The sequence below is a fragment of the Sphingopyxis sp. CR5 genome, from assembly GCF_059693785.1.
Genome location: NZ_JCATIE010000003.1, coordinates 315,510 through 335,844 on the forward strand (window position 1 = coordinate 315,510; position 20,335 = coordinate 335,844).

Below are 20,335 nucleotides of genomic sequence, written 5' to 3' on the forward strand. Positions count from 1 at the left end.
CGCGGGCTTATCCCAGCGTCGGAAAGCTCGCCTTGAGCCCGTCGATCACGAATTGCGCGGCGAGCGCGGCGAGCAGGACGCCCAGAAGCCGCGTGATCACCGCCTCGCCCTTTGTGCCGATCAGCCGCATCGTCGGCCCGGCGGCGAGCAGGGCGGCCAGCGTCAGGATGAGCACGAGCAGCAGCGCGGCAAAGATCACCAGGGCGCGCTCGATACCGTTGTTCTGCGCCACGAGCAGCATCACCGAAGCGATCGAACCCGGCCCCGCGAGCATCGGCATCGCCATGGGGAATACCGAGACATCCTCGATCTCGGGCGTCGCGATCACCTTTTCGGCGCGTTGTTCGCGGCGCTCGGTGCGCTTTTCGAACACCATGTCGATCGCGATGATGAACAGCATGATCCCGCCCGCGACGCGAAAGCTGTCGAGGTCGATGTGGAGAAAGCTCAGCAGCGCTTCGCCGAACATCGCGAAAAAGATCAGGATCGCACCCGCGATGACGATCGCGCGCACCGCCATCGAACGGCGCTGCGCCGCGCTCGCGTCGGCGGTCAGGCTGGCATAGATCGGGGCGCATCCGGGCGGATCGATCACGACGAACAGCGTGACGAAGGCCGAGATGAAAAGGTCGATCATTGCCCCGGCGCCGCCACCTGATCGTCGATGACGGGCACCATCGCGCTGCCGTCCCACATTCGCACCGTGACGCGGCGCGAGCCGTCGGACCGGACGATGGAGGTCCAGCTGAGCGTCTGGTCGCTCGACAGGCCGACCTGCATATCCTCACCCTCGCCCGCGGCGGTCACTGCGGCGGCGGGGCGCGTGCCGCACGACGCCTGCTTCGTCGAGATGAAATCGGGCGCGTCCCGGGGCGTGGTCAGGTCGGCGCCATGATCGAGCACCCAGCGCATGTCGCCCTTGCGCGGGTCGCGACGCCAGACGGTCGTGAAATAGCCGGTCGCCGGCCCTTTCTGCCACGCACCGGTGGTGGCCCCGCTGTTGCCGTCGCAGCTGATATAGACCGCGTGCGGCTGCCAGGCCACAGCCTGCGCGGGATCGGGTTTGCCCTTCAGCCAGGTCTGCGCCAGCACACGCTGCGGCACGAACATCACGGCGTCATCCGCTGCGGTTTCCCGAAAGGCGGTCCATTGGCCCTTGTCCTGCGCGAGCCGCGCGAAGGCGATCTCGGCGGCGACATAGGCGCTCGGGTTCGCGGCCAGCGGACGATTGTAGAGGTCGCCGCGGGGCGATGACCCCGAACAGCCGGCGATCAGCGTCGTGACAGCGGCGGCAAGCAGAAGGCGGCGCATCAGAAACCCTCCGGATCGGCCAGGCCCGCGCGGCGATGCGCCGCGACCAGCGTATTGCGAAGCAGGCAGGCGATCGTCATCGGACCGACGCCGCCGGGGACGGGAGTAATCGCCTCCGCCACCGCCGCCGCTTCGGCATAGGCGACGTCGCCGACGAGCCGACCCTTCGCTTCTCCTCCGGCGGGCGCGAGGCGGTTGATGCCGACGTCGATCACGATCGCGCCCGGCTTGATCCAGTCGCCCTTGACCATTTCGGCGCGCCCGACCGCGGCGACCACGATATCGGCGCGTCGCACCAGATCCGGCAGATCCCTGGTGCGGCTGTGCGCCATCGTCACCGTGCAATTGGCGCCGAGCAACAGCTGTGCCATCGGCTTCCCGACAAGGATCGACCGCCCGACGACAATCGCATCCTTGCCCGACAGGTCGCCGAGCCGGTCTTCCAGCAACATCAGGCAGCCGAACGGGGTGCAGGGGACCAGGCCGGGGATGCCGAGCGCCAGGCGTCCTGCGCTGACCGGCGTCAGCCCATCGACATCCTTGTCGGGGTCGATCGTCGCGACCGCCGCCTGTTCGTCGAGATGCGCGGGCAGGGGGAGTTGGAGCAGGATGCCGTCGACCCGGTCGTCGGCGTTGAGGCGCGCGAGCAGCGCCTCGACCTCGGCTTGCGCCGCGTCGGCGGGCAGTCGGTGCTCGAAACTCGCCATGCCGGCGGCGATCGTCGCCTTGCCCTTCGATCCGACATAGACTGCGCTCGCGGGATCGTCGCCGACGAGGACGACCGCGAGCCCCGGCACGCGCCCGGTCGCGGTTTCGAACGCGGGCACCGCATCGGCGATGCGCGCCCGCAGGCCGGCGGCGAACGCCTTGCCATCGATGACATGCGCCCCCGCCGTCATGGTCAGAGCGCCCCGGCGTTCATGCCGAGCCGATAGAGATAGGACAGAACCGGCCCCTGGATGATGATGATCAGGATCAGCACGATCATCGGCGTCAGATCGATGCCGCCGAAATCGGGCATGATGCGCCGGAAAGGCCGATAGAGCGGCTCGGTGATTCGCTCCAGCACATACCACAGCTGGCCGACGAAATCATTGTGGGTGTTGATGACGTTGAACGCGATCAGCCACGACATCACCGCCTGAACGATGATGATCCACCACAGCACGTTGAGGATGATCGACAGGATTTGAAGAAACATCAGATACACAATAATCTCCGGCCAGCATTCGTCGGGTCGCTGATGCTTTAGCGGTGAATGAGCGTACCTGCACCCCTCGCGGTGAAAATTTCGAGGAGCATCGCGTGCGGGATTCGTCCGTCGAGGATGACCGCCGCCTCGACCCCGGCGTCGACCGCGGCAAGGCAGGTGTCGACCTTCGGGATCATGCCGCCGGTAATCGTGCCGTCGCCCTTCAGCGCGTCGATTCCCGCGCGGTCGAGGTCGGTGAGCAGCGTGCCCGACTTGTCGAGCACCCCCGCGACGTCGGTGAGCAGGAAGAAGCGTTTCGCGCCGAGCGCGCCCGCGATCGCGCCCGCCATCGTGTCGGCGTTGATATTATAGGTCGCACCGTCGGCGCCGAGTGCGACCGGCGCCACCACCGGAATGAAATTGTCGTGGGTCAGGTTGGTCAGGATCGTCGGGTCGACCGCGACCGGTTCGCCGACGAAGCCCAGGTCGACGTGGCGCTCGATCCCCGAATTGGGATCGGGCTCGCTGCGGTGCACCTTTTCGGCAAGGACGAGATTCGCATCCTTGCCCGAAATGCCGACCGCGCGCCCGCCGAGCCCCGCGATCCACGCGACGATTTCCTTGTTGATCTTGCCCGCGAGCACCATTTCGGCGACCTCCGCGGTCGCGGCATCGGTGACGCGCAGCCCGCCGACGAAGGTCGATTCGATCCCGAGCTGTTTCAGCATCGATCCGATCTGCGGTCCGCCGCCGTGGACCACGACGGGGTTGATGCCGACGGCTTTGAGCAGCACGACATCCTCGGCGAAGTCGCGCTGCGCCTCCGGGTCGCCCATCGCGTGGCCGCCATATTTGATGACGAAGGTTTCGCCCGCATACCGCTGCAGATAGGGCAGCGCCTCGACGAGCGTTTCGGCCTTGGCCAGCAGGTCGGGCATCTTCGAAGGATCGGGGGCCTGGGTCATGCGGCAGCTCCTTGGGGCGCGGTGCCGTCGAGGCGGCGTCCGATCGCGACGACAGCCATCACGAGCAGCGGCACCATCACCGCCGACAGCACCACCTTGGCGATCATCTGGCCCAGCATCAGGTCGGCGATCGGGCGCACGCCATAGAAGCTGATGGTGATGAAGATCAGCGTGTCCACGATCTGGCTGAGCGCCGCCGCTATGAAGCCGCGCAGCGGCAGCAGCCGTCCGTTGTTCGCGGTCATCCGCGCAAAGATCCAGACGTTGAGGCTGACCGAAACGCCATAGGCCACGATCCCTGCGGCCATCATCCGCCAGCTCTGTCCGACGATGATCGGGAAGGCCTCTTTCGCGGGCTCGTACATCCCCGCGTCGGTCGGCAATTGCAGCACGAACAGCGCAAGCAGGATCGCCAGGACCAGCGGGATGAAGCCCAGCCGGACGAGCCGGTCGGCGACGGTGCGCCCGTGCAGTTCGGCGATGCCGCTCGAAATCGCGATCAGCGTCAGAAAGGGAAAGATCCCCGCCTCGACCGCGAGCGGGCCAAGCGCGACCTGCTTGGCGCCCAAAAAGCCGCCGAGCGGCACCATGCCGCCATAGAGGATTGCAAAAAGCAAAAGCGAGGGCGCCACGGCGCGCGGGGTCGAGCTTTCCATCGGCGCGCGATAGTCGCTTTTGCCGCGCGGGGGAAGATGGCGGTCAATCGGGCGGATTATGTTTTCGCAGAAAGGCCTCGATCGTTTTCAGCAGGGTCAGCCGGTCGGCCTCGCGGGTGAAATAATGGTCGGCGAGCGGGACCGGAACATATTCGACGTCCTTGCCGGCCTTCGTCATCGCCGAATACATTTTCGCCGACTGGACCGCGTCGACCGTCACGTCCTTCTTGCCGTGGATCAGCAGCAACGGGGCCTTGATCCGGTCGATCGCGTTGATCGGCGAAACGGCGGCAAAATCGGGCGTCATCTTTTCCCACTGGCCGCGATAGAGGCGTTCGCGGACGTTGCCGCCGAAATCGTTGACCTCGCGCCGTAAATTCGAGACGCCGGCGATAGAGATCGCGCAGCGATACTGGTCGGGGTCCTTGGCGATGCCCCACATCGCGGCATAGCCGCCATAGGAGGCGCCGACGATGCACACGCGCTTCGGATCGGCGATGCCTTCCCCCACGGCCCAGCGTACGCCGTCGGAGATATCGTCCTGCATCGCATAGCCCAGTTGCCCCTGGCCCGCCTTCAGGAACGCGTCGCCATAGCCGGTCGAACCGCGAAAATTGGGCTGGAGTACGGCATAACCGCGCTCGGCGAGGAATTGCGCCCAATAATCATAGACCAGTTCGTCGTGTCCCCACGGCCCGCCGTGCGGCAGGACGATGAACGGCAGATTCGCCTTGCCGCGCCCGCGCGGCATCGTCAGCACCCCCTCGATTTCCAGCCCGTCGCGCGCGCGATACGTCACGAATTTGGCGCGCGACAGGCGCTTGGCGCCCAGTTCGTCGTTATAGGCCGCCAGCCGGGTGGCGGTTCCGGTGCCGGCGTCATAGTGGAAGAGCAGGCCCGGATTGTCGGGGGTGCTGAACCGCACGAGCAGCTTCTGCAAGTCGGTACTGTAACTCACGATCCGCGCCGTCGCATTGGGCGACATCGCATCGAGCGCCTTCTGGTGTGCGATCATGGTCGGATCGATCCAGCGGATCGGACGTTCGCGGTCGGAAGCGTAGACGCCGAGCAGCCTCGCGCCATCGGGTGACATCAGGACGCCTTCGACATCGGCATCGGGCTCGGCATGCACTGTCCGCACATCCTCCCCGGTCAGCAAGTCGACCTCGGCGACCACCATGCGCCCGTCGGGTGCCATGCGGATCATATAGCCGTGATCGGTGCCCGGCAGAAAATGGAACGGCAGGTCGAGCTCTTCCTCGTCGCGCAGTCGCGCGGTGTCGACCGACTTGAATCCGTGATCGTGTTCGGGGCGATAGAGCAGGGTCGACTTGGTAGAATAATCGCGATAGCCAACCGCATAGCGAACCTCGCCGCGGTTGTCGGCGCCCCAATCGAGAACCGAATTGCGTCCGCGTTCGGCAATCCGCTTGCGACCGGTGGTCACATCGACGCGATAGACGGCGGGCCAGAAGTCGTCCGAATTATAGATACTGTTCTGTCCCGCGACCAGGATCTGGGTGCTCCCGTCGCTCGGTATCCACAGCACGTCGGCCGTATTCTGACCATTCAGCTCCCATAGCAGCTTCGTGATCTTGCGGCTGGTGCGATTGATCGCGATGAGCCGCGAGATGTACCAATTGTCGGTTTCGACCGGAAGCAGCGCATGCAGGCCGACGACGATATTGTCGTTGCCCACCCAGCGTATCCAGGCGACCTCGGTCTGGTCCGGGATGGCAACCGCGACGTCGTCTTCGCGCTTTCCCTTCAGGTCCATCATGCGGATCTGTTGCGCCCCTTCGGCGGCGATCAGGCCGGCGATGCGGTCTCCGTCGGGCGACAGCTCGGCATCTTCGATGAAGGGAAGCCTTGCGAAAACTTCGGTCGCGAGCGGTTCAAAGTCGCGCGTAACGGGTGGGGTCGCCATATCGTCGGCGGCCGCGGCGCCGACCGGCGCCAATGCCGAAAACAGGATTAGCAATATCCAGCGCGCCATACCCCTCTCCCCCTTTAGAGAACGATAATTGCAGAGAAAAAGCGTTCCGCCAAGCCACCGGGTCGATCACGTGCCACCCGCGCCCTTGCCCCGGCGTCAAAGGCCGTTAGACAGGCCTATCGGATTTGCGGGGGACGCACGGATTTTATGGAACGCCTGATCGGTTTGCTGGGGATCGCCGCATTGCTGGCGATCGCCCTTCTTTTTTCTTCGAACCGTCGCTGGATTCGCCCGCGCGTTGTCATCGCCGCTTTCCTGCTTCAGGCGGGATTCGCGCTGCTCGTGATCGGGACGCCGTGGGGCCGCGCGATCATCCAGGCGATGTCGAACGGCGTCACCAACCTGCTCGGCTATGCCAAGGCGGGCACCGATTTCATCTTTGGCCCGCTCGCTTCGCCCGAAATGGGGGCGAACAGCTTTGCGATCGCGGCGCTGCCCGTGATCATCTTTTTCGCTTCGCTGATCTCGATCCTCTATTATCTCGGCATTATGCAGCTGGTGATCAAATGGGTCGGCGGCGCGATCCAGAAGGTCACCGGCATCACCAAGGTCGAAAGCCTTGGCGCGGCGGCGAATATTTTCGTCGGGCAGAGCGAAAGCCCGCTCGTCATCCGGCCCTATCTTGCCAGCCTTACCCCCTCGCAGCTCTTTACCGTGATGACCGTCGGCATGGCGGGGGTCGCCGGGACGATCCTCGGCGCCTATGCGAGCATGATCGGGTCGCAGCTCCTTCCTTATCTGCTCGCGGCGAGCTTCATGTCGGCGCCCGGCGGCATCCTGATGGCAAAGATCATCATGCCCGACGATCCCAAGGAGCTGGGGATCGAACCCGTGATCATGCCAGAGGCGACGCATGACGAAGAAAAGCCCGCGAATATCATCATGGCGGCGGCGCAGGGGGCCCAGACCGGCGTCAAGCTGGCGGTCGCGGTCGGCGCGATGGTGCTCGCCTTCGTCGCGCTGGTCGCGCTCGCCAACGGCCTGCTCTCGGGGATTGGCGGCTGGTTCGGCTATCCCGATCTGTCGTTTCAGGCGATCATCGGCACGATCTTTCGCCCCGTCATGTGGCTGATGGGCGTGCCGTGGAACGAGAGCGCCGATGTCGGCGGGCTGTTCGGGACCAAGATTGTGCTCAACGAATTCGTGGCGTTCATCGACCTCGGCAAGGAACAGGCCGGCTTTTCGGAGATTTCCGTCGCGATTGCGACCTTTGCCTTGTGCGGCTTCGCCAATTTCAGCTCGATCGCAATCCAGATGGCGGTCACCGGGGGGCTTGCCCCGAACCAGCGTCCGATGATCGCGCGGCTCGGCCTCAAGGCCTTGCTCGCCGGCAGCCTGTCCAACCTGATGTCGGCGGCGCTCGCCGGGTTGATGCTGTCATTCACCACGCCGTTGACGATCGCCGCGCCCTGAAGCCGCGACGTCAGAGCGCCATGGATGCGAACCCGGCGCGCAGTTCGGCGACGAACAGTTCGGGCACTTCCCATGCGGCGAAATGGCCGCCGCGGTCCGCCTCGTTCCAATGGACGATATTGCGATAGCGTTTGTCGGCCCAGCGGCGCGACAGGCGCATGATTTCGTTCGGGAACAGACTGCATGCAGTGGGTACGTCGATCTCGCCGGCGACGAAGCTGCGGAAGCTGTGCCAATAGAGGCGGGCCGACGAGGCGGCGCTCGCGGTCAGCCAATACAGGGTGACCGCGTCGAGCATCGCTTCGCGCGACAGGGCCTTTTCCGGGTGTCCACCGACCGACTGGCCGCCGGGTTCATGTCCGCAATCGGTCCAGCCGTGAAATTTCTCGACGATCCAGGCCATTTGGCCGACCGGCGAGTCGGTCAGCGCATAGCCGATCGTCTGCGGTCGCGTCGCCTGCTGCGTCGAATAGCCGCTGTCTTTCGACTGATACCAGCCGAACCGCGCGAGATAGGCCTGTTCGATATCGCTGAGATCGGCAAGCATTTCCGGCGGCGGCGCGCCGACGACCATGTTGACGTGGATGCCCGCGCAATGATCGCCGTGCGCGACACCGATGGCGCAGGTGACGGCGCTGCCCCAGTCGCCCCCTTGCGCAAAATAGCGATCGTAGCCGAGTGCCAGCATCAGTGCGTTCCAGGCATCGGCGATATGTTCGACGCTCCATTTGGCTTGCGCCGGCTTGCCCGAGAAGCCGTAACCGGGGAGCGAGGGGATCACGAGGTGGAAGTCGGCCGACAGCGGTTCGATCACGTCGAGGAATTCGAATACCGAGCCCGGCCAGCCGTGGGTGAGGATCAGCGGCCGCGCGTCGGGATTGGGCGACCGGACGTGCAGAAAGTGAATGTCGAGCCCGTCGATCGTCGCCAGTAAATTGGGAAATCCGTTCAGCCGTGCTTCGATGCGGCGCCAGTCATAATGATCGCGCCACCACGCGGCGAGCTCCTGCGCATAGGCAAGCGGGACCCCCTGGTCCCAATCGTCCACCGTTTCCTTTTCGGGCCAGCGGACGGATGCGATCCGTTGCTTCAAGTCGTCGAGGTCGGCCTGTGGAACCGCCACCTCGAACGGACGGATGTTTTCGACCTCCATCACCCCTCCCTCTGCGCCGCGTCAGGGCCGTGCCGGCGCCTTGCATCCGCGTTCCAGCCCGACGCCTTTCAGAAACCCGCGTCGCACGGTACCCGCATAGACCGCGGCGGCATAGCGCCGTCGCTCGGCATTGGCACCGGTCAGTTCGCCGATCAGCCCGCCAAAGGGGATGACCGATCCGGCCACGGTCCCCGCGACGCGGCCTGCGGTTTCCTCGCGCTTTTTCGCCAGACTCTTGTCCACCTGTTCGTTGACGTCGGGACCGAGGACGGCGTTCAGTTCTTCGATCTCTCGAATGATCGCAGCGCATTTGCGCAGGCCCGCGAGCGAATAGGGCGCGTCTTGGATCGCCAAAAGCTTCTCCGGGACTTCCTTGCCATCGAACGGCTCGGTCACCGAATCGCCAGTCTTTTTCAGGGTCGAATCCTCTGGCGCACCTTGCTGTGCCGCGGCCGGCGCGACCATGCCAAGCGCGAGGGCGGCCATGCTCCCCACCATGATGTTCCGCATATCGCCACGTCCTCCGTTGCTGCCTTCGGGTCCTGACCCTGGAGGGTCAACGCGCAACTTCCGATCCAGCTCCCCAACGGTTCACCGCGTCGGCACAGGCTCCGGTCCCGTCCAGTCATAAAAGCCGCGTCCGGCCTTCTTGCCGACCCAGCCGGCCTCGACATATTGGACGAGCAGCGGCGCCGGACGGAATTTGGGATCGCCGGTGCCGCTTTGCAGCACGCGGATGATTTCGAGGCACGTGTCGAGCCCGATGAAATCGGCGAGCGTGATCGGCCCCATCGGGTGATTGAGGCCGAGCCGGCAGCCGGCGTCGATATCCTGCATTGTTGCCACGCCTTCGCCGAGCGCGAAGATCGCTTCGTTGATCAGCGGCATCAGTACGCGGTTGACGATGAAGCCCGGTGCGTCGTTGGCGTGGACGATCTGCTTGCCGAGCCCGCGTCCATAGGCCTCGACCGCCGACAGCGTTTCGTCGCTCGTCGCAAGCCCGCGAATCAGTTCGATCAGCCCCATCACCGGGACGGGATTGAAGAAATGGACGCCGATGAAACGGGCCGGATCGGGCGCCGCCTGGGCCAGCCGGGTGATGGGGATCGAACTGGTGTTGCTCGCAAGGATCGCGGTATCGGAAAGATGCTTGCCGACGCTTTCGAAGATGGCGCGCTTGATCTCTTCACGCTCGGTCGCGGCCTCGACCACCAGATCGGCGGAGGCGAAGTCGGCATGATCGGCGACCGGAGCAATTCGGCCGAGCAGCGCGTCGGCGGCGCCCTGATCCATCTTTTCCTTGGCCACGAGGCGCCCGAGCGCCTTGGCAATGCCCGCCTTGCCGGCTTCGGCGCGCGCAAGATCGATGTCGGCAAGAAGAACGTCGTGCCCCGCGCCCGCGGAGACCTGCGCGATCCCCGCACCCATTTGCCCTGCTCCGATAACGCCGACAATCATAGCTGCTCCTTTCGGTTTCCGACGCCAGTCGGAAAAAGTCGGCTATCCGTCAAGGGGCGGAGCGGAATTCGGTCGCTTCGGCGAGGATCAGCGCAAAGGCCGGATCGGCATCGTCCCAGCTCGCGACCGGGGTCCAGCCACCGGCACGCAGCAGCAGGCTGGCGTCACGCGGACCATATTTGTGGCTGTTTTCGCTGTGTATCGTCTCACCCTTCGTCATCCGATAGGGACGGCTGTCGATCGTGAAATCCATGTCGCAAGCCGCGACCAGGTGCATTTCGATCCGCGCATGGACGTCGTTCCACGCCGCGCGATGGGTGAAATTGTCCACCGGAATGTTGCCGCCAAGTTCGCGGTTTATGCGGTCGAGCAGGTTGAGATTGAACGCAGCGGTGACACCGGCGGGATCATCATAGGCGGCGATCAGCGTCTCGCGATCCTTGATCCGGTCGATACCGATCAGCAGCAGCGCACCCTCGCCGAGCGCCTTTCGCCAGTTGCGCAACAGGTCGATCGCGGTGCGCGCGACCATGTTGCCGATGGTCGACCCCGGGAAAAAGCCGAGCTTGGGCAACGGGCCGATCTCGCGTGGCAATTGCACCGGCTGGGTGAAATCGGCCTCGACGGGATAGATCGGCAGCCCGGCGAAACGACCGGCAAGCTGTTCGGCGCTGTCGCGCAGGAAGTCGCCGGAAATGTCGACGGGGACATAGGCGGCAGGTCCAATTGCGTCGAGCAGAAGCGGGGTCTTGGTCGAGCTGCCCGACCCGAGTTCCACCACCGCGCGGCCGGGCCCGATCGCCTGCGCCAGATCGGCGGCATGGCGTTTGAGCAGGTCGGTTTCGCTGCGCGTCGGATAATATTCGGGCAACGCGGTAATGTCTTCGAACAACGCCGACCCCGTTGCGTCATAGAACCAGCGTGCCGGGATCGCCTTCTGGGTTTGCGACAGGCCGGCGTGGACGTCGGCGCGGAAGGCGATGTCGATGCCCGCATCGTCGGCGTCGACCTGTTTAAGTTGCCTGACAACGCCCATATCACAGATCCTTCGCGAGGCGCAGGCCGGTGAATTGCCAGCGCTGGTGGGGGTAGAAGAAATTGCGGTAGGACGCGCGCATGTGGCCGCGTGGGGTCGCCACGCTACCGCCGCGCAGCACCGACTGACCGCTCATGAACTTGCCGTTATATTCGCCGACCGCCCCCGGCGCGGCGCGAAAGCCCGGATAGGGTCGATAGGCGCTGCCCGTCCATTCCCATACGCTGCCGAACATATTGTGCAGCGCGGCGTCGCCCGCCGCGGCCGCCGCCGCGGGCTGGACGGGGCCGGCGACGTCGAGCTGGTCGCCGCTCGCGGGATCGAGCGGCGCTGCGGCGGCTTCCCATTCGAACTCGGTGGGGAGGCGCGCGCCGGCCCAGCTGGCGAAGGCGTCGGCTTCGTAGAAGCCGATGTGGGCGACCGGGGCGGCGGGGTCGATATCGCGCCAGCCTGACAGGGTGAAATATCGGTCGTCCCGCCAATAGGCCGGAGCTTCGACGGCGTTCGCCTGGACCCAGGCCCAGCCGTCGCTGAGCCAGAGCGACGGAGTCCGATAGCCGCCATCGGCGATGAATTCCCGCCACTCGCCGTTGGTCACCGGGCGATGCGCGAGCGCATGCGGGGTCAGCAACACCGGGTGACGCGGCCCTTCGCAGTCGAAGCCGAAGCCATCGGCGGCATGGCCGACCGAAACCACGCCTTCCGGTCCACCGATCCATCGGATTTCATCCGCGGAAATCCGGGCAACTTCACTCGCGATTGCCTCTTCGCCGTCCCACATCGCCGGACCCAGCGGGTTCTGCGCGAAGAGATGCTTGATGTCGGTGAGCAGCAGTTCCTGATGCTGTTGCTCGTGATGGATGCCGAGTTCGACGAGGCCGAGCGCCGCGGGCGACAGGCGAGGCAGCGCATCCAGCACCGCAGCGTCGACATGCTCGCGCCAGCGCAGCACCTCGGCGAGCGACGGACGCGTCAGGAGCCCGCGGCGCGGCCGCGCGTGGCGTGGTCCCTCGGCCTCGTAATAGCTGTTGAACAAATAAGGGAAACGGTCGTCGTACAGCCGGTATCGCGCGACATGATCGCGCAGGACGAAGGTTTCGAAAAACCAGGTGGTGTGCGCGAGGTGCCATTTGGCGGGCGAGGCATCCTCCATCGACTGCGCGCTGGCGTCGGCGTCGGACAGCGGTGCCGCGAGATCGGCCGACAGGCGGCGCAGCGCCGCAAAGCGCCGGGCCAGGCCGGAGACCGGATCGGAAGCGGCATCTGTCGGTGGCATCTCGGTTCGGCTGGCCATGCTGGAACAATCCCCTGGCGGCGATTCGGTTTCGCTGTCGAGGCGATTATGGTTACGCCGCCCCGCCATGTCTAGAACATTTAGGGAACGATTGAGGATGCCGCGCCGCCGGGACAATGCGGCGAAGCGGAACGGGCGCGGTCGGCGCCCCGTGGCGGCTCAATAGAAGTCCGCGGTCTCGCCACCGTCGCGACGCAGGGTGCGATGGACCTGCTTCGGGGATTTCGCGTTGCCGCTGCGTATCTCCAGTCGGCCGTCGACCCGGCGTATTTCGGCTGGTGCGAGAATCCGCGCGCGGGCGATCCCGACCGCGCTCGCCTGCGGCGTCGGCGCGGGCGCGACGGCGGGCGTCGCGGCGATAAGCAGCATCAGGGCGGCGACAAAGGGCATGGCGTGCATGCTCTGCCCTAACGGCAGGTCCTGCCAGCGCTTTAACCCACTATCGCAACTTTTCGCACACGCCCGGCGGGCGTTTTCACCTCTCAGGGACCATCTGGCCCGCATCGGGACGAAACCAAACCCTGCCCGTGCAGGGGGAGGGGTTGGGGCAGGGCCCTGACCCCTCCCCCGAAGGGGAGGGGATATCGCGGTCAGAAGCCCGCTTTTGCCGCAGCCTTCTCCTTGAGCAGCGGCGCCACGGCGAAACCATGCTTTTCCAGCGCCGCAGCGATCTTGTCGGTGCCTTCGAGCCCGGCCCAGAACATCGGGCCGCCGCGGTAGACCGGCCAGCCATAGCCATAGATCCACACGACATCGATGTCGCTCGCGCGCTGCGCCTTGCCTTCCTCGAGGATCAGGGCGCCTTCGTTGACCATCGGATAGAGGGTGCGCTCGACGATCTCCGATTCGCTGATCTCGCGCTTCTCGACCCCGGCCTTTTGCCGGAATTCCTCGATGATCTCGGCAACGCGCGGGCTTTCTGACGGATTGCGCTTGTCGTCGTAATCGTAAAAACCGGCCTGTTTCTTCTGGCCCCAGCGGCCCTCGGCGCACAGCGCGTCGCGGATGCTTTCGATCCGGTTCGGATCGCGGTGCCAGCCGATGTCGACACCCGCTAGGTCGCTCATCTGGAACGGCCCCATCGGCATGCCGAAATCGACATGCACCTTGTCGACCTGCGCCGGGGTCGCGCCTTCGAGGAGCAGCTTCTGCGCCTCGATCTGGCGCGGCGCGAGCATGCGGTTGCCGATGAAGCCGTGGCACACGCCGGCGACCACCGCGACCTTGCCGATCTTCTTACCGATCGCCATCGCGGTCGCGAGGACGTCGTCGGCGGTCTTGTCGCCGCGCACGACCTCCAGCAGCTTCATCACATTGGCGGGAGAGAAGAAGTGCATGCCGAGCACGTCGCCGGGGCGGCCGGTCGACGCCGCGATTTCGTTGACGTCGAGATAACTCGTGTTCGACGCCAGGATGGCGCCGGGCTTCGCTATTTTGTCGAGCTTGCCGAAAATCTCTTTCTTGACGTCCATATTCTCATAGACCGCCTCGATGATCAGGTCGCAGTCGGCCAGATCCTCCATTTTCAGCGTCGGGGTGATCAGGCCCATCATCTGGTCGACCTGCTCGGGCTTGAAGCGGCCTTTCGCCGCGCTGGCGTCGTAATTCTTGCGCACGACGCCGAGCCCGCGGTCGAGTGCCTCCTGCTGCATCTCGACGATCGTGCAGGCGAAGCCCTTTTGCAGAAAGTTCATCATGATGCCGCCGCCCATCGTGCCGGCGCCGATGATGCCGACCTTTTTCACGTCGCGCAGCTTGATGTCCTTGGGCAGGCCATCGATCTTCGCGGCCTGGCGTTCGGCGAAAAAGATGTGGCGCTGCGCCGCCGACTGGCTGCCCATCATCAGCTTCATGAATTCCTGCCGCTCGAAGGCGAGCCCTTCCTCGAAGGGCAGGCGCGTCGCCGCCTCGACGCAGGCCAGGTTGGCGTAAGGCGCCTCGAACCCGCGCCAGCGCTTGGCGTTCGCGGTCTTGAGCTGCTCGATCGCGGCGACGTCGCCGAACACCTTGCGCTCGCGCGTCGGGCGCGGGCCGTCGGCGATCTTCGCGCGCGCAAAGGCGATCGCGTCGGCGGCCAGGCTGTCCTCGCCCGCGAGTTCGTCGACGAGCCCCATGTCCTTCGCCTTGGGCGCGGGGACGGGGTTGCCGAGCGAGGTCATCGTCGCCGCAGCCTCGACCCCGACGACGCGCGGCAGACGCTGTGTGCCGCCCGCGCCGGGGAGCAGGCCGAGTTTTACCTCGGGCACGCCGAGCTTCGCCGACGGCACCGCGACGCGATAGTGACAGACGAGCGCGGTTTCGAGCCCGCCGCCGAGCGCCGTGCCGTGGATCGCCGCGACGACGGGCTTCGCCGCCGCCTCGATCATGTTGAGCACCGCGTTGAAATCGGGGCCGCGCGGCGGCTTGCCGAATTCGCTGATATCGGCGCCGGCGATAAAGGTGCCGCCGTCGCAGCGCAGCACGATCGCTTGGACGCTATCATCGGCAAGCGCGGCCTCGAAATGGGTCTTCAGCCCCTCGCGGACGTGCCACGAGAGCGCATTGACCGGAGGGTTGTTGACGATGACGACGGCGATCTCGCCGTCCTTGTGCATCGTGACGGAGTTGGGGGTTTCATCGGACATTTCGGTCTCCTTGATCAAAACCCCGTTCGCATCGAGCGAAGTCGAGAGGCCCATCGGCGGTGCGCGCCTTCCGGGTGTCTCGACTTCGCTCGACACGAACGGGAAGAGAGGATTTCATTTTTCAATCGTCGATCGCGGCGTGGACGAGCGTCTTGACCTCGCGCCGCACGGGATAGGTGGACGAGGGCATGAGCTGGGTCATAAACACCATGCAGATCTCCTCGACCGGATCGACGAAGAAGCCGGTCGAGAACATGCCGCCCCAATAGAAATCGCCCGCCGATCCCGGGATGCCCGCGCGCGCGGGATCGAGCGTTACAGCAAAGCCGAGGCCGAAGCCGACCCCGGCATTTTCGTCCTCGCTGAAGATGCCGACGCTATGTTCGGTCAGATCGCCGCCACCGACAAGGTGGTTCGACGTCATCAGGTCGAGCGTCTTGCGACTGATGATCCGCGTCCCGTCAAGCTTGCCGCCGCCAAGCAGCATCAGGCAGAAACGATGATAGTCGGCGAGGGTCGAGACGAGCCCGCCGCCGCCCGAATGGAAGCTGCGATCCTTTGCCCAGCGGCTGCGGTCGCCGGCATCGAATTGCTTCATCTTCTCCCTGGGGTCGAAAGCATAGCAGTCGGTCAGGCGATGCTGCGCCTCGGCGGGCACCTTGAAGCCGGTGTCGATCATGCCGAGGGGGGCGAAGATGCGGTCCTGCAGGACCTGCGCAAAGGGCTTGCCCTCGATCCGCTCGATCACCGCGCCGAGCACGTCGGTCGCCATCGAATAATTCCAGTGCGCGCCCGGATCGAACTGCAGCGGGATCTTTGCCAGGCCCGCGATGACGCTGTTCATCGTATAGTCGGCGTCGAAATCGTCGATCTTCGTCTTGCGATAGGCGGCGTCGACCGGGGTGCGCTCCTGAAAGCTGTACGTCAGCCCCGAGGTATGGCGGAGCAGGTCGACCATCAGGATCGGCCGCGCGGGCGGGCGGGTGAGGAAGGGAACGTTGCCGCCGCCGGCGACGAAGACGCCGGTTTCCCGAAACTCGGGGCAATATTTCACCAGCGGATCGGAGAGCGCGACCTTGCCCTCTTCGAGCAGCATCATGAAGGCGATGCTGGTGATCGGCTTGGTCATGCTGGCGATGCGGAAGATCGCGTCATCCCTCAGCGCTTCGCCCGGCCGGGCGTCGCCGATGCACGACAGATGCGCGATCTCGCCGCGCCGCGACACCAGCGTCGCCGCATGCGGCAAGCGGCCGCTATCGACATATTTGGCGCCGAGGAAGGCGGGAATGCGGTCGAGCCGCGCGGTGTCGAATCCGTGGGTCATTCAGTGTCCTGCCTTAAAGCGCGTCATTTCCGATTGAAAAGCCGTGGACACGGCCATTATCGGATCCTGTCCTTTCAAAGCCATCCCCACATTAATGCGACGTCTGGCCGAGAAGCTGGCGCGTTACCGGGTGCGAGCTGGTGAGGCCGCCGTCGACCGCGATCGCCTGTCCGTTGACATAGCTTGCCTGGTCGCTCGCGAGGAACAGCGCGACATTGGCAAGCTCCTCGGGCTGGCCCGCGCGCTTCAGCGGGTTGAGCTGACCGATCTTGTGCGTCACGCCCTTTTCCTTCGCATAGTCGAAGGTCGGGCGCGTCATGCCGGTTTCGGTGAGGCCGGGGCAGATCGCGTTGACGCGGACGTTGGCACTCGTCATCTGCTGCGCCGCGGTCCGGGCGAGGTTGATGACCCCTGCCTTCGACGCCGAATAGGCCGCCGGGCCAGCGCCCGAATTGAGGCCCGCGACGCTCGCGGTGAGGACGATCGCGCCGCCGCGGCCTTGGTCGACCATCGCCTTGCCGGCATGTTTCACCATCAGCGCCGGGCCGATCAGATTGACGCGCAGCGTTTCGGCCCAGCCTTCGGGCGTGATGTCGAAGATCCCCCCCATATCGCCGATGATCCCGGCGTTGGCGAAGGCGATGTCGAGCCCGCCGTAGGTGCCCTGCGCGGCCGCGACGAGCTTGGCGACGTCGGCTTCGACCCCGGCGTCGATCTCGAGCGCGACGACCTCGCCGCCGGCATCCTTCACCGCCGCCGCGGTATCGTGGACCGCCGCCGTCTTGTCGCCGATAACGAGCCGCGCGCCCTCGGCAGCGAAGCGCAGCGCGCTCGCGCGGCCGATACCCGAACCCGCACCCGTGATAATCGCGATCTTGCCGTCCAATGCACCCATCATGCGCCTCCCGAAATCGTGGCGCCGCCATCGCAGACGATGGTCTGGCCGGTTGTGAATGCGCCCGCCTTCGACGCGAGGAAGACCGCGGCGCCCGCGATCTCGTGCGGTTCGCCGATGCGCTTGAGGCATGCGGCGGCGGTCGAGCGTTCGAGCGTCTCCGGATTTTCCCACAGCGCCCGCGCCATGTCGGTGCGGATCAGGCCCGGGGCGACGCAGTTGACTCGCACGCCGCTCGTCCCGAACTCGACCGCATAGTTGCGCGCCATCTGCATGTCGGCGGCCTTCGAGATGCAATAGGCGCCGATGATCGGCGACCCCTTCAGCCCGCCGATCGAGCTGATGATCGTGATCGCGCCGCCGCCGCGTTCGATCATCTCGGGCGCGACCATCGAAATCAGCCAGTGGTTCGACAGGATATTATTGTCCATGATCTTGCGGAACTGTTCGTCGGCGATATCGAGGCCCGGGCCATAATAGGGGTTCGACGCCGCGTTGCAGACGAGCGTCGTGATCCTGCCGAAGGCGCGCCGCGTTTCGGCGACCAGATGGTCCAGATCGTCCTTCGACGAAATGTTCGCGGCGACCGCGATCGCGGTGCCCTCGCCATGTTTCGCGTTGATCGCGGCGGCGGTGGCGTCGCACGCATCCTGCTTGCGGCTCGATATCACGACCTTCGCGCCCTGCTCGGCCATCGCTTCCGCAATCGCTTTCCCGATGCCGCGCGACGACCCGGTGATCAGCGCGACCTCGCCCGTCATGTCGAAGAGACTCATGCGCCTGCCTTTCGTGCAAAATCCCACGCGCGCTGCGCGAGCGGCCGCACGCGCTCGGACATTTCCTTCGCATGCGCCGACGAGGCGGTGCCGTCGATGACGCGCTTCTTGATGCCCTGCATGATGCCTGCGAGGCGAAAGAAATTATAGGCGAAATACCAGTTCATGTCGGGCACGCTGTCCCGCCCCGTCGCGGCGCAATAGCGTTCGACCACCTCTTCGAGCTCGGGAATGCCGAGGCTCGCGCGGTCGAGGTCCATCACCCCCGAGCGTCCGCCATTTTCGGTCACCCACGCCATCGCGACATAGGTGAAGTCGGCGAGCGGATCGCCGAGCGTCGACAGCTCCCAGTCGAGCACCGCGCGCACTTCGGGCCGATCCTTCGCCCAGATCATGTTGTCGATCCGGTAATCGCCGTGGACGACGCTGGTGCGTGTCTGGTCGGGCAGGGTGGCGGGAAGGAACGCGATCAGCTGCTCCATCTCGTCCATCGTCTCGGTCTCGGAAAGCCTGTACTGTCTGGTCCAGCGATCGACCTGGCGCCCGAAATAATTGCCCGGCTTGCCATAGTCGGCCAGCCCCGCCGCCTCGACGTCGACGGCGTGCAGCGCCGCGAGCGTGTCGATCATCGCGTCATAGGTCGCGCGGCGGTTGGCGGGGGTCGATCCCGGCATCGATCCGTCCCAGATCGTGTGCCCGTCGACCATGTCCATCACATAGAACCAGCTGCCGACGACATCCTCGTCGGTACACAGCCCATATTGGCGCGCGACCGGAAAACCCATCCTATGCAGCCCCGCCTGCACCTTATACTCGCGGTCGACCGCGTGCGCCGAGGGTAGGAGCTTGCCGAAGGGTTTGCGGCGCAGGACATAGTTTCCGGACGGCGACGAAATCTTGTAGGTCGGGTTCGACTGGCCGCCGGCGAACTTGCTCTGCGTCAGCGGCCCCCTGAAGCCCTCGACATTCGCCTCCATCCATGCGGCCAGCCTTGCCTCGTCGAGGATGTCGGCGCCTTCGGGCGCGACGGTGCCCGAAAACAGCTTTTGTGCGTCCATGCTCATTGGTTGAATACGATCACCGACCGCGCGGAATCGCCCTTCTTCATCTTGTCGAAGCCTTCGTTGATCCGTTCGAGCGGGATCGTTTCGGCGACGATCGAGTCGAGATCGAGCAGCCCGCGCAGATAGAAATCGACGAGCCGCGGGATGTCGACCGGGAAGCGGTTGCCGCCCATGATCGCGCCCTGCAGCTTCTTGCCCGAAAGCAGGTCCATCGCGCCGAGCCCGACCTTTTCGGCGAGCGGCATCATGCCGAGGATCGTCGCGGTGCCGCCGCGGCGCAGCGATGCGACCGCAAGGCTGGCCGAGGCCGGGCGTCCGACCGCCTCGATCGCATGATCGACGCCGCCCTTGGTCATCTCGACGATCTGCTTTGCGGCATCGTCGGCGAGCGCGTCGACGGTGTCGGTCGCGCCGAGCTTTTCCGCCAGCGCGCGCTTTTCGGGCACCGGGTCGGCGGCGATGATGCGCCCCGCGCCGGCGATCTTCGCGGCATTGATCGTCGCGAGCCCGACGCCGCCGCAGCCGACGACCGCGACGGTTTCGCCCGGGGTCAGCTTGCACGCGTTGAAGATGGTCCCGGCGCCCGTCGTCACCGCGCAGCCGATCACCGCGGCGCGGTCGAGCGGCATGTCGGGATTTATCGCGACGCACGCATGTTCGTGGACCAGCATCACTTCCGAAAAGGCGCTGAGGTTCAGCATCTGGTTGACGATGCTGCCGTCGGGGCGCGTGATGCGCGGCGCGGCGCCCGCGGGCCGACGCGTGTCGCCACCCATGCACAGCGACATGCGCCCGGTGACGCAATATTCGCAATGGCCGCAAAAGGCCGAAAGACAGGTGACCACCGCGTCGCCCGGCTTCACCGTCCGCACCTCGCTGCCCACCGCCTCGACGATGCCCGCGGCTTCGTGGCCGGGGATCGCGGGCAGCGGATGCGGATAGGCGCCGTCGATGAAATGCAGGTCCGAATGGCAGAGCCCGCATGCGGCGGTGCGAATGCGGACCTCGTGCGGGCCGGGCTTGTCGACGACGACCTCTTCAACGACGAGCGGCTTGCCGGGTTCGATCAGGATCGCGGCTTTGGTCATGACATTTCCTTCAATACCGTTCGCCCTGAGCTTCTCGAAGGGCCGTTCTTCCCCTTGTCTTCCCGAAAGAAAGAACGGTGCTTCGACAGG

At 65.4% G+C, this 20,335-nt stretch carries 20 protein-coding genes; 1 reads left to right on the plus strand and 19 read right to left on the minus strand.

Going from position 1 to position 20,335, the window contains the following annotated elements:
• Positions 1-7: 7 nt before the first annotated feature.
• The 7 genes from AC58D2_RS06380 to AC58D2_RS06410 are packed head-to-tail and all read right to left on the minus strand — an operon-like array spanning position 8 to position 6,120.
• Positions 8-637, minus strand: coding sequence for a MarC family protein (locus AC58D2_RS06380; RefSeq protein WP_497388417.1), 630 nt, complete (start codon positions 635-637; stop codon positions 8-10).
• Positions 634-1,311: a hypothetical protein gene (locus AC58D2_RS06385; protein WP_497388419.1), complete on the minus strand. Its 678-nt coding sequence runs from the start codon at positions 1,309-1,311 to the stop codon at positions 634-636. Before AC58D2_RS06385 ends, AC58D2_RS06380 begins: the two co-directional genes overlap by 4 nt.
• Complete coding sequence (folD, locus tag AC58D2_RS06390; protein WP_497388421.1) at positions 1,311-2,210, minus strand: bifunctional methylenetetrahydrofolate dehydrogenase/methenyltetrahydrofolate cyclohydrolase FolD; 900 nt, start codon at positions 2,208-2,210, stop codon at positions 1,311-1,313. The genes AC58D2_RS06385 and folD overlap by 1 nt, the downstream gene beginning before the upstream one ends.
• A gap of 2 nt (positions 2,211-2,212) precedes the next feature.
• Positions 2,213-2,512, minus strand: coding sequence for a YggT family protein (locus AC58D2_RS06395; protein WP_497388423.1), 300 nt, complete (start codon positions 2,510-2,512; stop codon positions 2,213-2,215).
• A 47-nt stretch (positions 2,513-2,559) separates the two neighbouring features.
• Positions 2,560-3,468, minus strand: coding sequence for an acetylglutamate kinase (argB, locus tag AC58D2_RS06400; protein ID WP_497388425.1), 909 nt, complete (start codon positions 3,466-3,468; stop codon positions 2,560-2,562).
• Positions 3,465-4,124 carry a queuosine precursor transporter gene (locus AC58D2_RS06405; RefSeq protein WP_497388427.1) on the minus strand — a complete coding sequence of 220 codons (660 nt, stop codon included), beginning with the start codon at positions 4,122-4,124 and terminating at the stop codon, positions 3,465-3,467. Before AC58D2_RS06405 ends, argB begins: the two co-directional genes overlap by 4 nt.
• Positions 4,125-4,167: 43 nt before the next feature.
• Positions 4,168-6,120, minus strand: coding sequence for an alpha/beta hydrolase family protein (locus tag AC58D2_RS06410; protein ID WP_497388429.1), 1,953 nt, complete (start codon positions 6,118-6,120; stop codon positions 4,168-4,170).
• 147 nt (positions 6,121-6,267) lie between these two features.
• On the opposite strand from AC58D2_RS06410, the gene AC58D2_RS06415 reads away from it, so the two are divergent.
• Positions 6,268-7,533, plus strand: a complete 1,266-nt coding sequence (locus AC58D2_RS06415) for a NupC/NupG family nucleoside CNT transporter (protein WP_497388431.1) — start codon at positions 6,268-6,270, stop codon at positions 7,531-7,533.
• Between the two features lie 10 nt (positions 7,534-7,543).
• Here AC58D2_RS06415 and AC58D2_RS06420 read toward each other — a convergent pair whose 3' ends face one another.
• From AC58D2_RS06420 to AC58D2_RS06475, 12 genes are all read right to left on the minus strand, one after another.
• Positions 7,544-8,686 carry an epoxide hydrolase family protein gene (locus AC58D2_RS06420; protein ID WP_497388433.1) on the minus strand — a complete coding sequence of 381 codons (1,143 nt, stop codon included), beginning with the start codon at positions 8,684-8,686 and terminating at the stop codon, positions 7,544-7,546.
• Positions 8,687-8,707: 21 nt separating this feature from the next.
• Positions 8,708-9,172 (minus strand): hypothetical protein, encoded by a 465-nt coding sequence (locus AC58D2_RS06425; RefSeq protein ID WP_497388435.1) that lies wholly within the window; start codon positions 9,170-9,172, stop codon positions 8,708-8,710.
• Between the two features lie 105 nt (positions 9,173-9,277).
• Positions 9,278-10,144 (minus strand): 3-hydroxyacyl-CoA dehydrogenase NAD-binding domain-containing protein, encoded by an 867-nt coding sequence (locus tag AC58D2_RS06430; protein ID WP_497388437.1) that lies wholly within the window; start codon positions 10,142-10,144, stop codon positions 9,278-9,280.
• Positions 10,145-10,193: 49 nt separating this feature from the next.
• On the minus strand, positions 10,194-11,180 hold the full coding sequence (gene egtD, locus AC58D2_RS06435; protein ID WP_497388439.1) for an L-histidine N(alpha)-methyltransferase: 987 nt from the start codon (positions 11,178-11,180) through the stop codon (positions 10,194-10,196).
• Between the two features lies 1 nt (position 11,181).
• A complete protein-coding gene (egtB, locus tag AC58D2_RS06440) occupies positions 11,182-12,474 on the minus strand; it encodes an ergothioneine biosynthesis protein EgtB (protein ID WP_497388441.1) in 1,293 nt (430 codons plus the stop codon).
• Positions 12,475-12,633: 159 nt separating this feature from the next.
• Positions 12,634-12,873 (minus strand): hypothetical protein, encoded by a 240-nt coding sequence (locus AC58D2_RS06445; RefSeq protein ID WP_497388443.1) that lies wholly within the window; start codon positions 12,871-12,873, stop codon positions 12,634-12,636.
• Positions 12,874-13,064: 191 nt separating this feature from the next.
• Positions 13,065-15,098, minus strand: a complete 2,034-nt coding sequence (locus AC58D2_RS06450) for a 3-hydroxyacyl-CoA dehydrogenase NAD-binding domain-containing protein (RefSeq protein WP_497388445.1) — start codon at positions 15,096-15,098, stop codon at positions 13,065-13,067.
• Between the two features lie 121 nt (positions 15,099-15,219).
• Positions 15,220-16,422 carry a serine hydrolase domain-containing protein gene (locus AC58D2_RS06455; RefSeq protein ID WP_497388447.1) on the minus strand — a complete coding sequence of 401 codons (1,203 nt, stop codon included), beginning with the start codon at positions 16,420-16,422 and terminating at the stop codon, positions 15,220-15,222.
• 91 nt (positions 16,423-16,513) lie between these two features.
• On the minus strand, positions 16,514-17,317 hold the full coding sequence (locus tag AC58D2_RS06460; protein ID WP_497388594.1) for an SDR family NAD(P)-dependent oxidoreductase: 804 nt from the start codon (positions 17,315-17,317) through the stop codon (positions 16,514-16,516).
• Positions 17,317-18,093, minus strand: a complete 777-nt coding sequence (locus AC58D2_RS06465) for an SDR family NAD(P)-dependent oxidoreductase (RefSeq protein WP_497388449.1) — start codon at positions 18,091-18,093, stop codon at positions 17,317-17,319. The genes AC58D2_RS06460 and AC58D2_RS06465 overlap by 1 nt, the downstream gene beginning before the upstream one ends.
• Positions 18,090-19,157 (minus strand): phosphotransferase family protein, encoded by a 1,068-nt coding sequence (locus AC58D2_RS06470; protein ID WP_497388451.1) that lies wholly within the window; start codon positions 19,155-19,157, stop codon positions 18,090-18,092. Before AC58D2_RS06470 ends, AC58D2_RS06465 begins: the two co-directional genes overlap by 4 nt.
• Entirely contained in the window at positions 19,154-20,245 is a 1,092-nt protein-coding gene (locus tag AC58D2_RS06475; protein WP_497388453.1) for a Zn-dependent alcohol dehydrogenase, read from the minus strand. Before AC58D2_RS06475 ends, AC58D2_RS06470 begins: the two co-directional genes overlap by 4 nt.
• Between the last annotated feature and the right edge of the window lie 90 nt (positions 20,246-20,335).

What these genes read in the sequence shown, in the direction of transcription:
- AC58D2_RS06430 (WP_497388437.1), bottom strand. Translation starts at nt 10,144, where the DNA reads ATGATTGTCGGCGTTATCGGAGCAGGGCAAATGGGTGCGGGGATCGCG.
- AC58D2_RS06445 (WP_497388443.1), bottom strand. Translation starts at nt 12,873, where the DNA reads ATGCACGCCATGCCCTTTGTCGCCGCCCTGATGCTGCTTATCGCCGCG.
- AC58D2_RS06455 (WP_497388447.1), bottom strand. Translation starts at nt 16,422, where the DNA reads ATGACCCACGGATTCGACACCGCGCGGCTCGACCGCATTCCCGCCTTC.
- egtB (WP_497388441.1), bottom strand. Translation starts at nt 12,474, where the DNA reads ATGGCCAGCCGAACCGAGATGCCACCGACAGATGCCGCTTCCGATCCG.
- AC58D2_RS06465 (WP_497388449.1), bottom strand. Translation starts at nt 18,093, where the DNA reads ATGAGTCTCTTCGACATGACGGGCGAGGTCGCGCTGATCACCGGGTCG.
- AC58D2_RS06385 (WP_497388419.1), bottom strand. Translation starts at nt 1,311, where the DNA reads ATGCGCCGCCTTCTGCTTGCCGCCGCTGTCACGACGCTGATCGCCGGC.
- egtD (WP_497388439.1), bottom strand. Translation starts at nt 11,180, where the DNA reads ATGGGCGTTGTCAGGCAACTTAAACAGGTCGACGCCGACGATGCGGGC.
- AC58D2_RS06420 (WP_497388433.1), bottom strand. Translation starts at nt 8,686, where the DNA reads ATGGAGGTCGAAAACATCCGTCCGTTCGAGGTGGCGGTTCCACAGGCC.
- AC58D2_RS06380 (WP_497388417.1), bottom strand. Translation starts at nt 637, where the DNA reads ATGATCGACCTTTTCATCTCGGCCTTCGTCACGCTGTTCGTCGTGATC.
- AC58D2_RS06395 (WP_497388423.1), bottom strand. Translation starts at nt 2,512, where the DNA reads ATGTTTCTTCAAATCCTGTCGATCATCCTCAACGTGCTGTGGTGGATC.
- argB (WP_497388425.1), bottom strand. Translation starts at nt 3,468, where the DNA reads ATGACCCAGGCCCCCGATCCTTCGAAGATGCCCGACCTGCTGGCCAAG.
- AC58D2_RS06470 (WP_497388451.1), bottom strand. Translation starts at nt 19,157, where the DNA reads ATGAGCATGGACGCACAAAAGCTGTTTTCGGGCACCGTCGCGCCCGAA.
- AC58D2_RS06415 (WP_497388431.1), top strand. Translation starts at nt 6,268, where the DNA reads ATGGAACGCCTGATCGGTTTGCTGGGGATCGCCGCATTGCTGGCGATC.
- AC58D2_RS06410 (WP_497388429.1), bottom strand. Translation starts at nt 6,120, where the DNA reads ATGGCGCGCTGGATATTGCTAATCCTGTTTTCGGCATTGGCGCCGGTC.
- AC58D2_RS06425 (WP_497388435.1), bottom strand. Translation starts at nt 9,172, where the DNA reads ATGGCCGCCCTCGCGCTTGGCATGGTCGCGCCGGCCGCGGCACAGCAA.
- AC58D2_RS06475 (WP_497388453.1), bottom strand. Translation starts at nt 20,245, where the DNA reads ATGACCAAAGCCGCGATCCTGATCGAACCCGGCAAGCCGCTCGTCGTT.
- AC58D2_RS06450 (WP_497388445.1), bottom strand. Translation starts at nt 15,098, where the DNA reads ATGTCCGATGAAACCCCCAACTCCGTCACGATGCACAAGGACGGCGAG.
- AC58D2_RS06405 (WP_497388427.1), bottom strand. Translation starts at nt 4,124, where the DNA reads ATGGAAAGCTCGACCCCGCGCGCCGTGGCGCCCTCGCTTTTGCTTTTT.
- folD (WP_497388421.1), bottom strand. Translation starts at nt 2,210, where the DNA reads ATGACGGCGGGGGCGCATGTCATCGATGGCAAGGCGTTCGCCGCCGGC.
- AC58D2_RS06460 (WP_497388594.1), bottom strand. Translation starts at nt 17,317, where the DNA reads ATGGGTGCATTGGACGGCAAGATCGCGATTATCACGGGTGCGGGTTCG.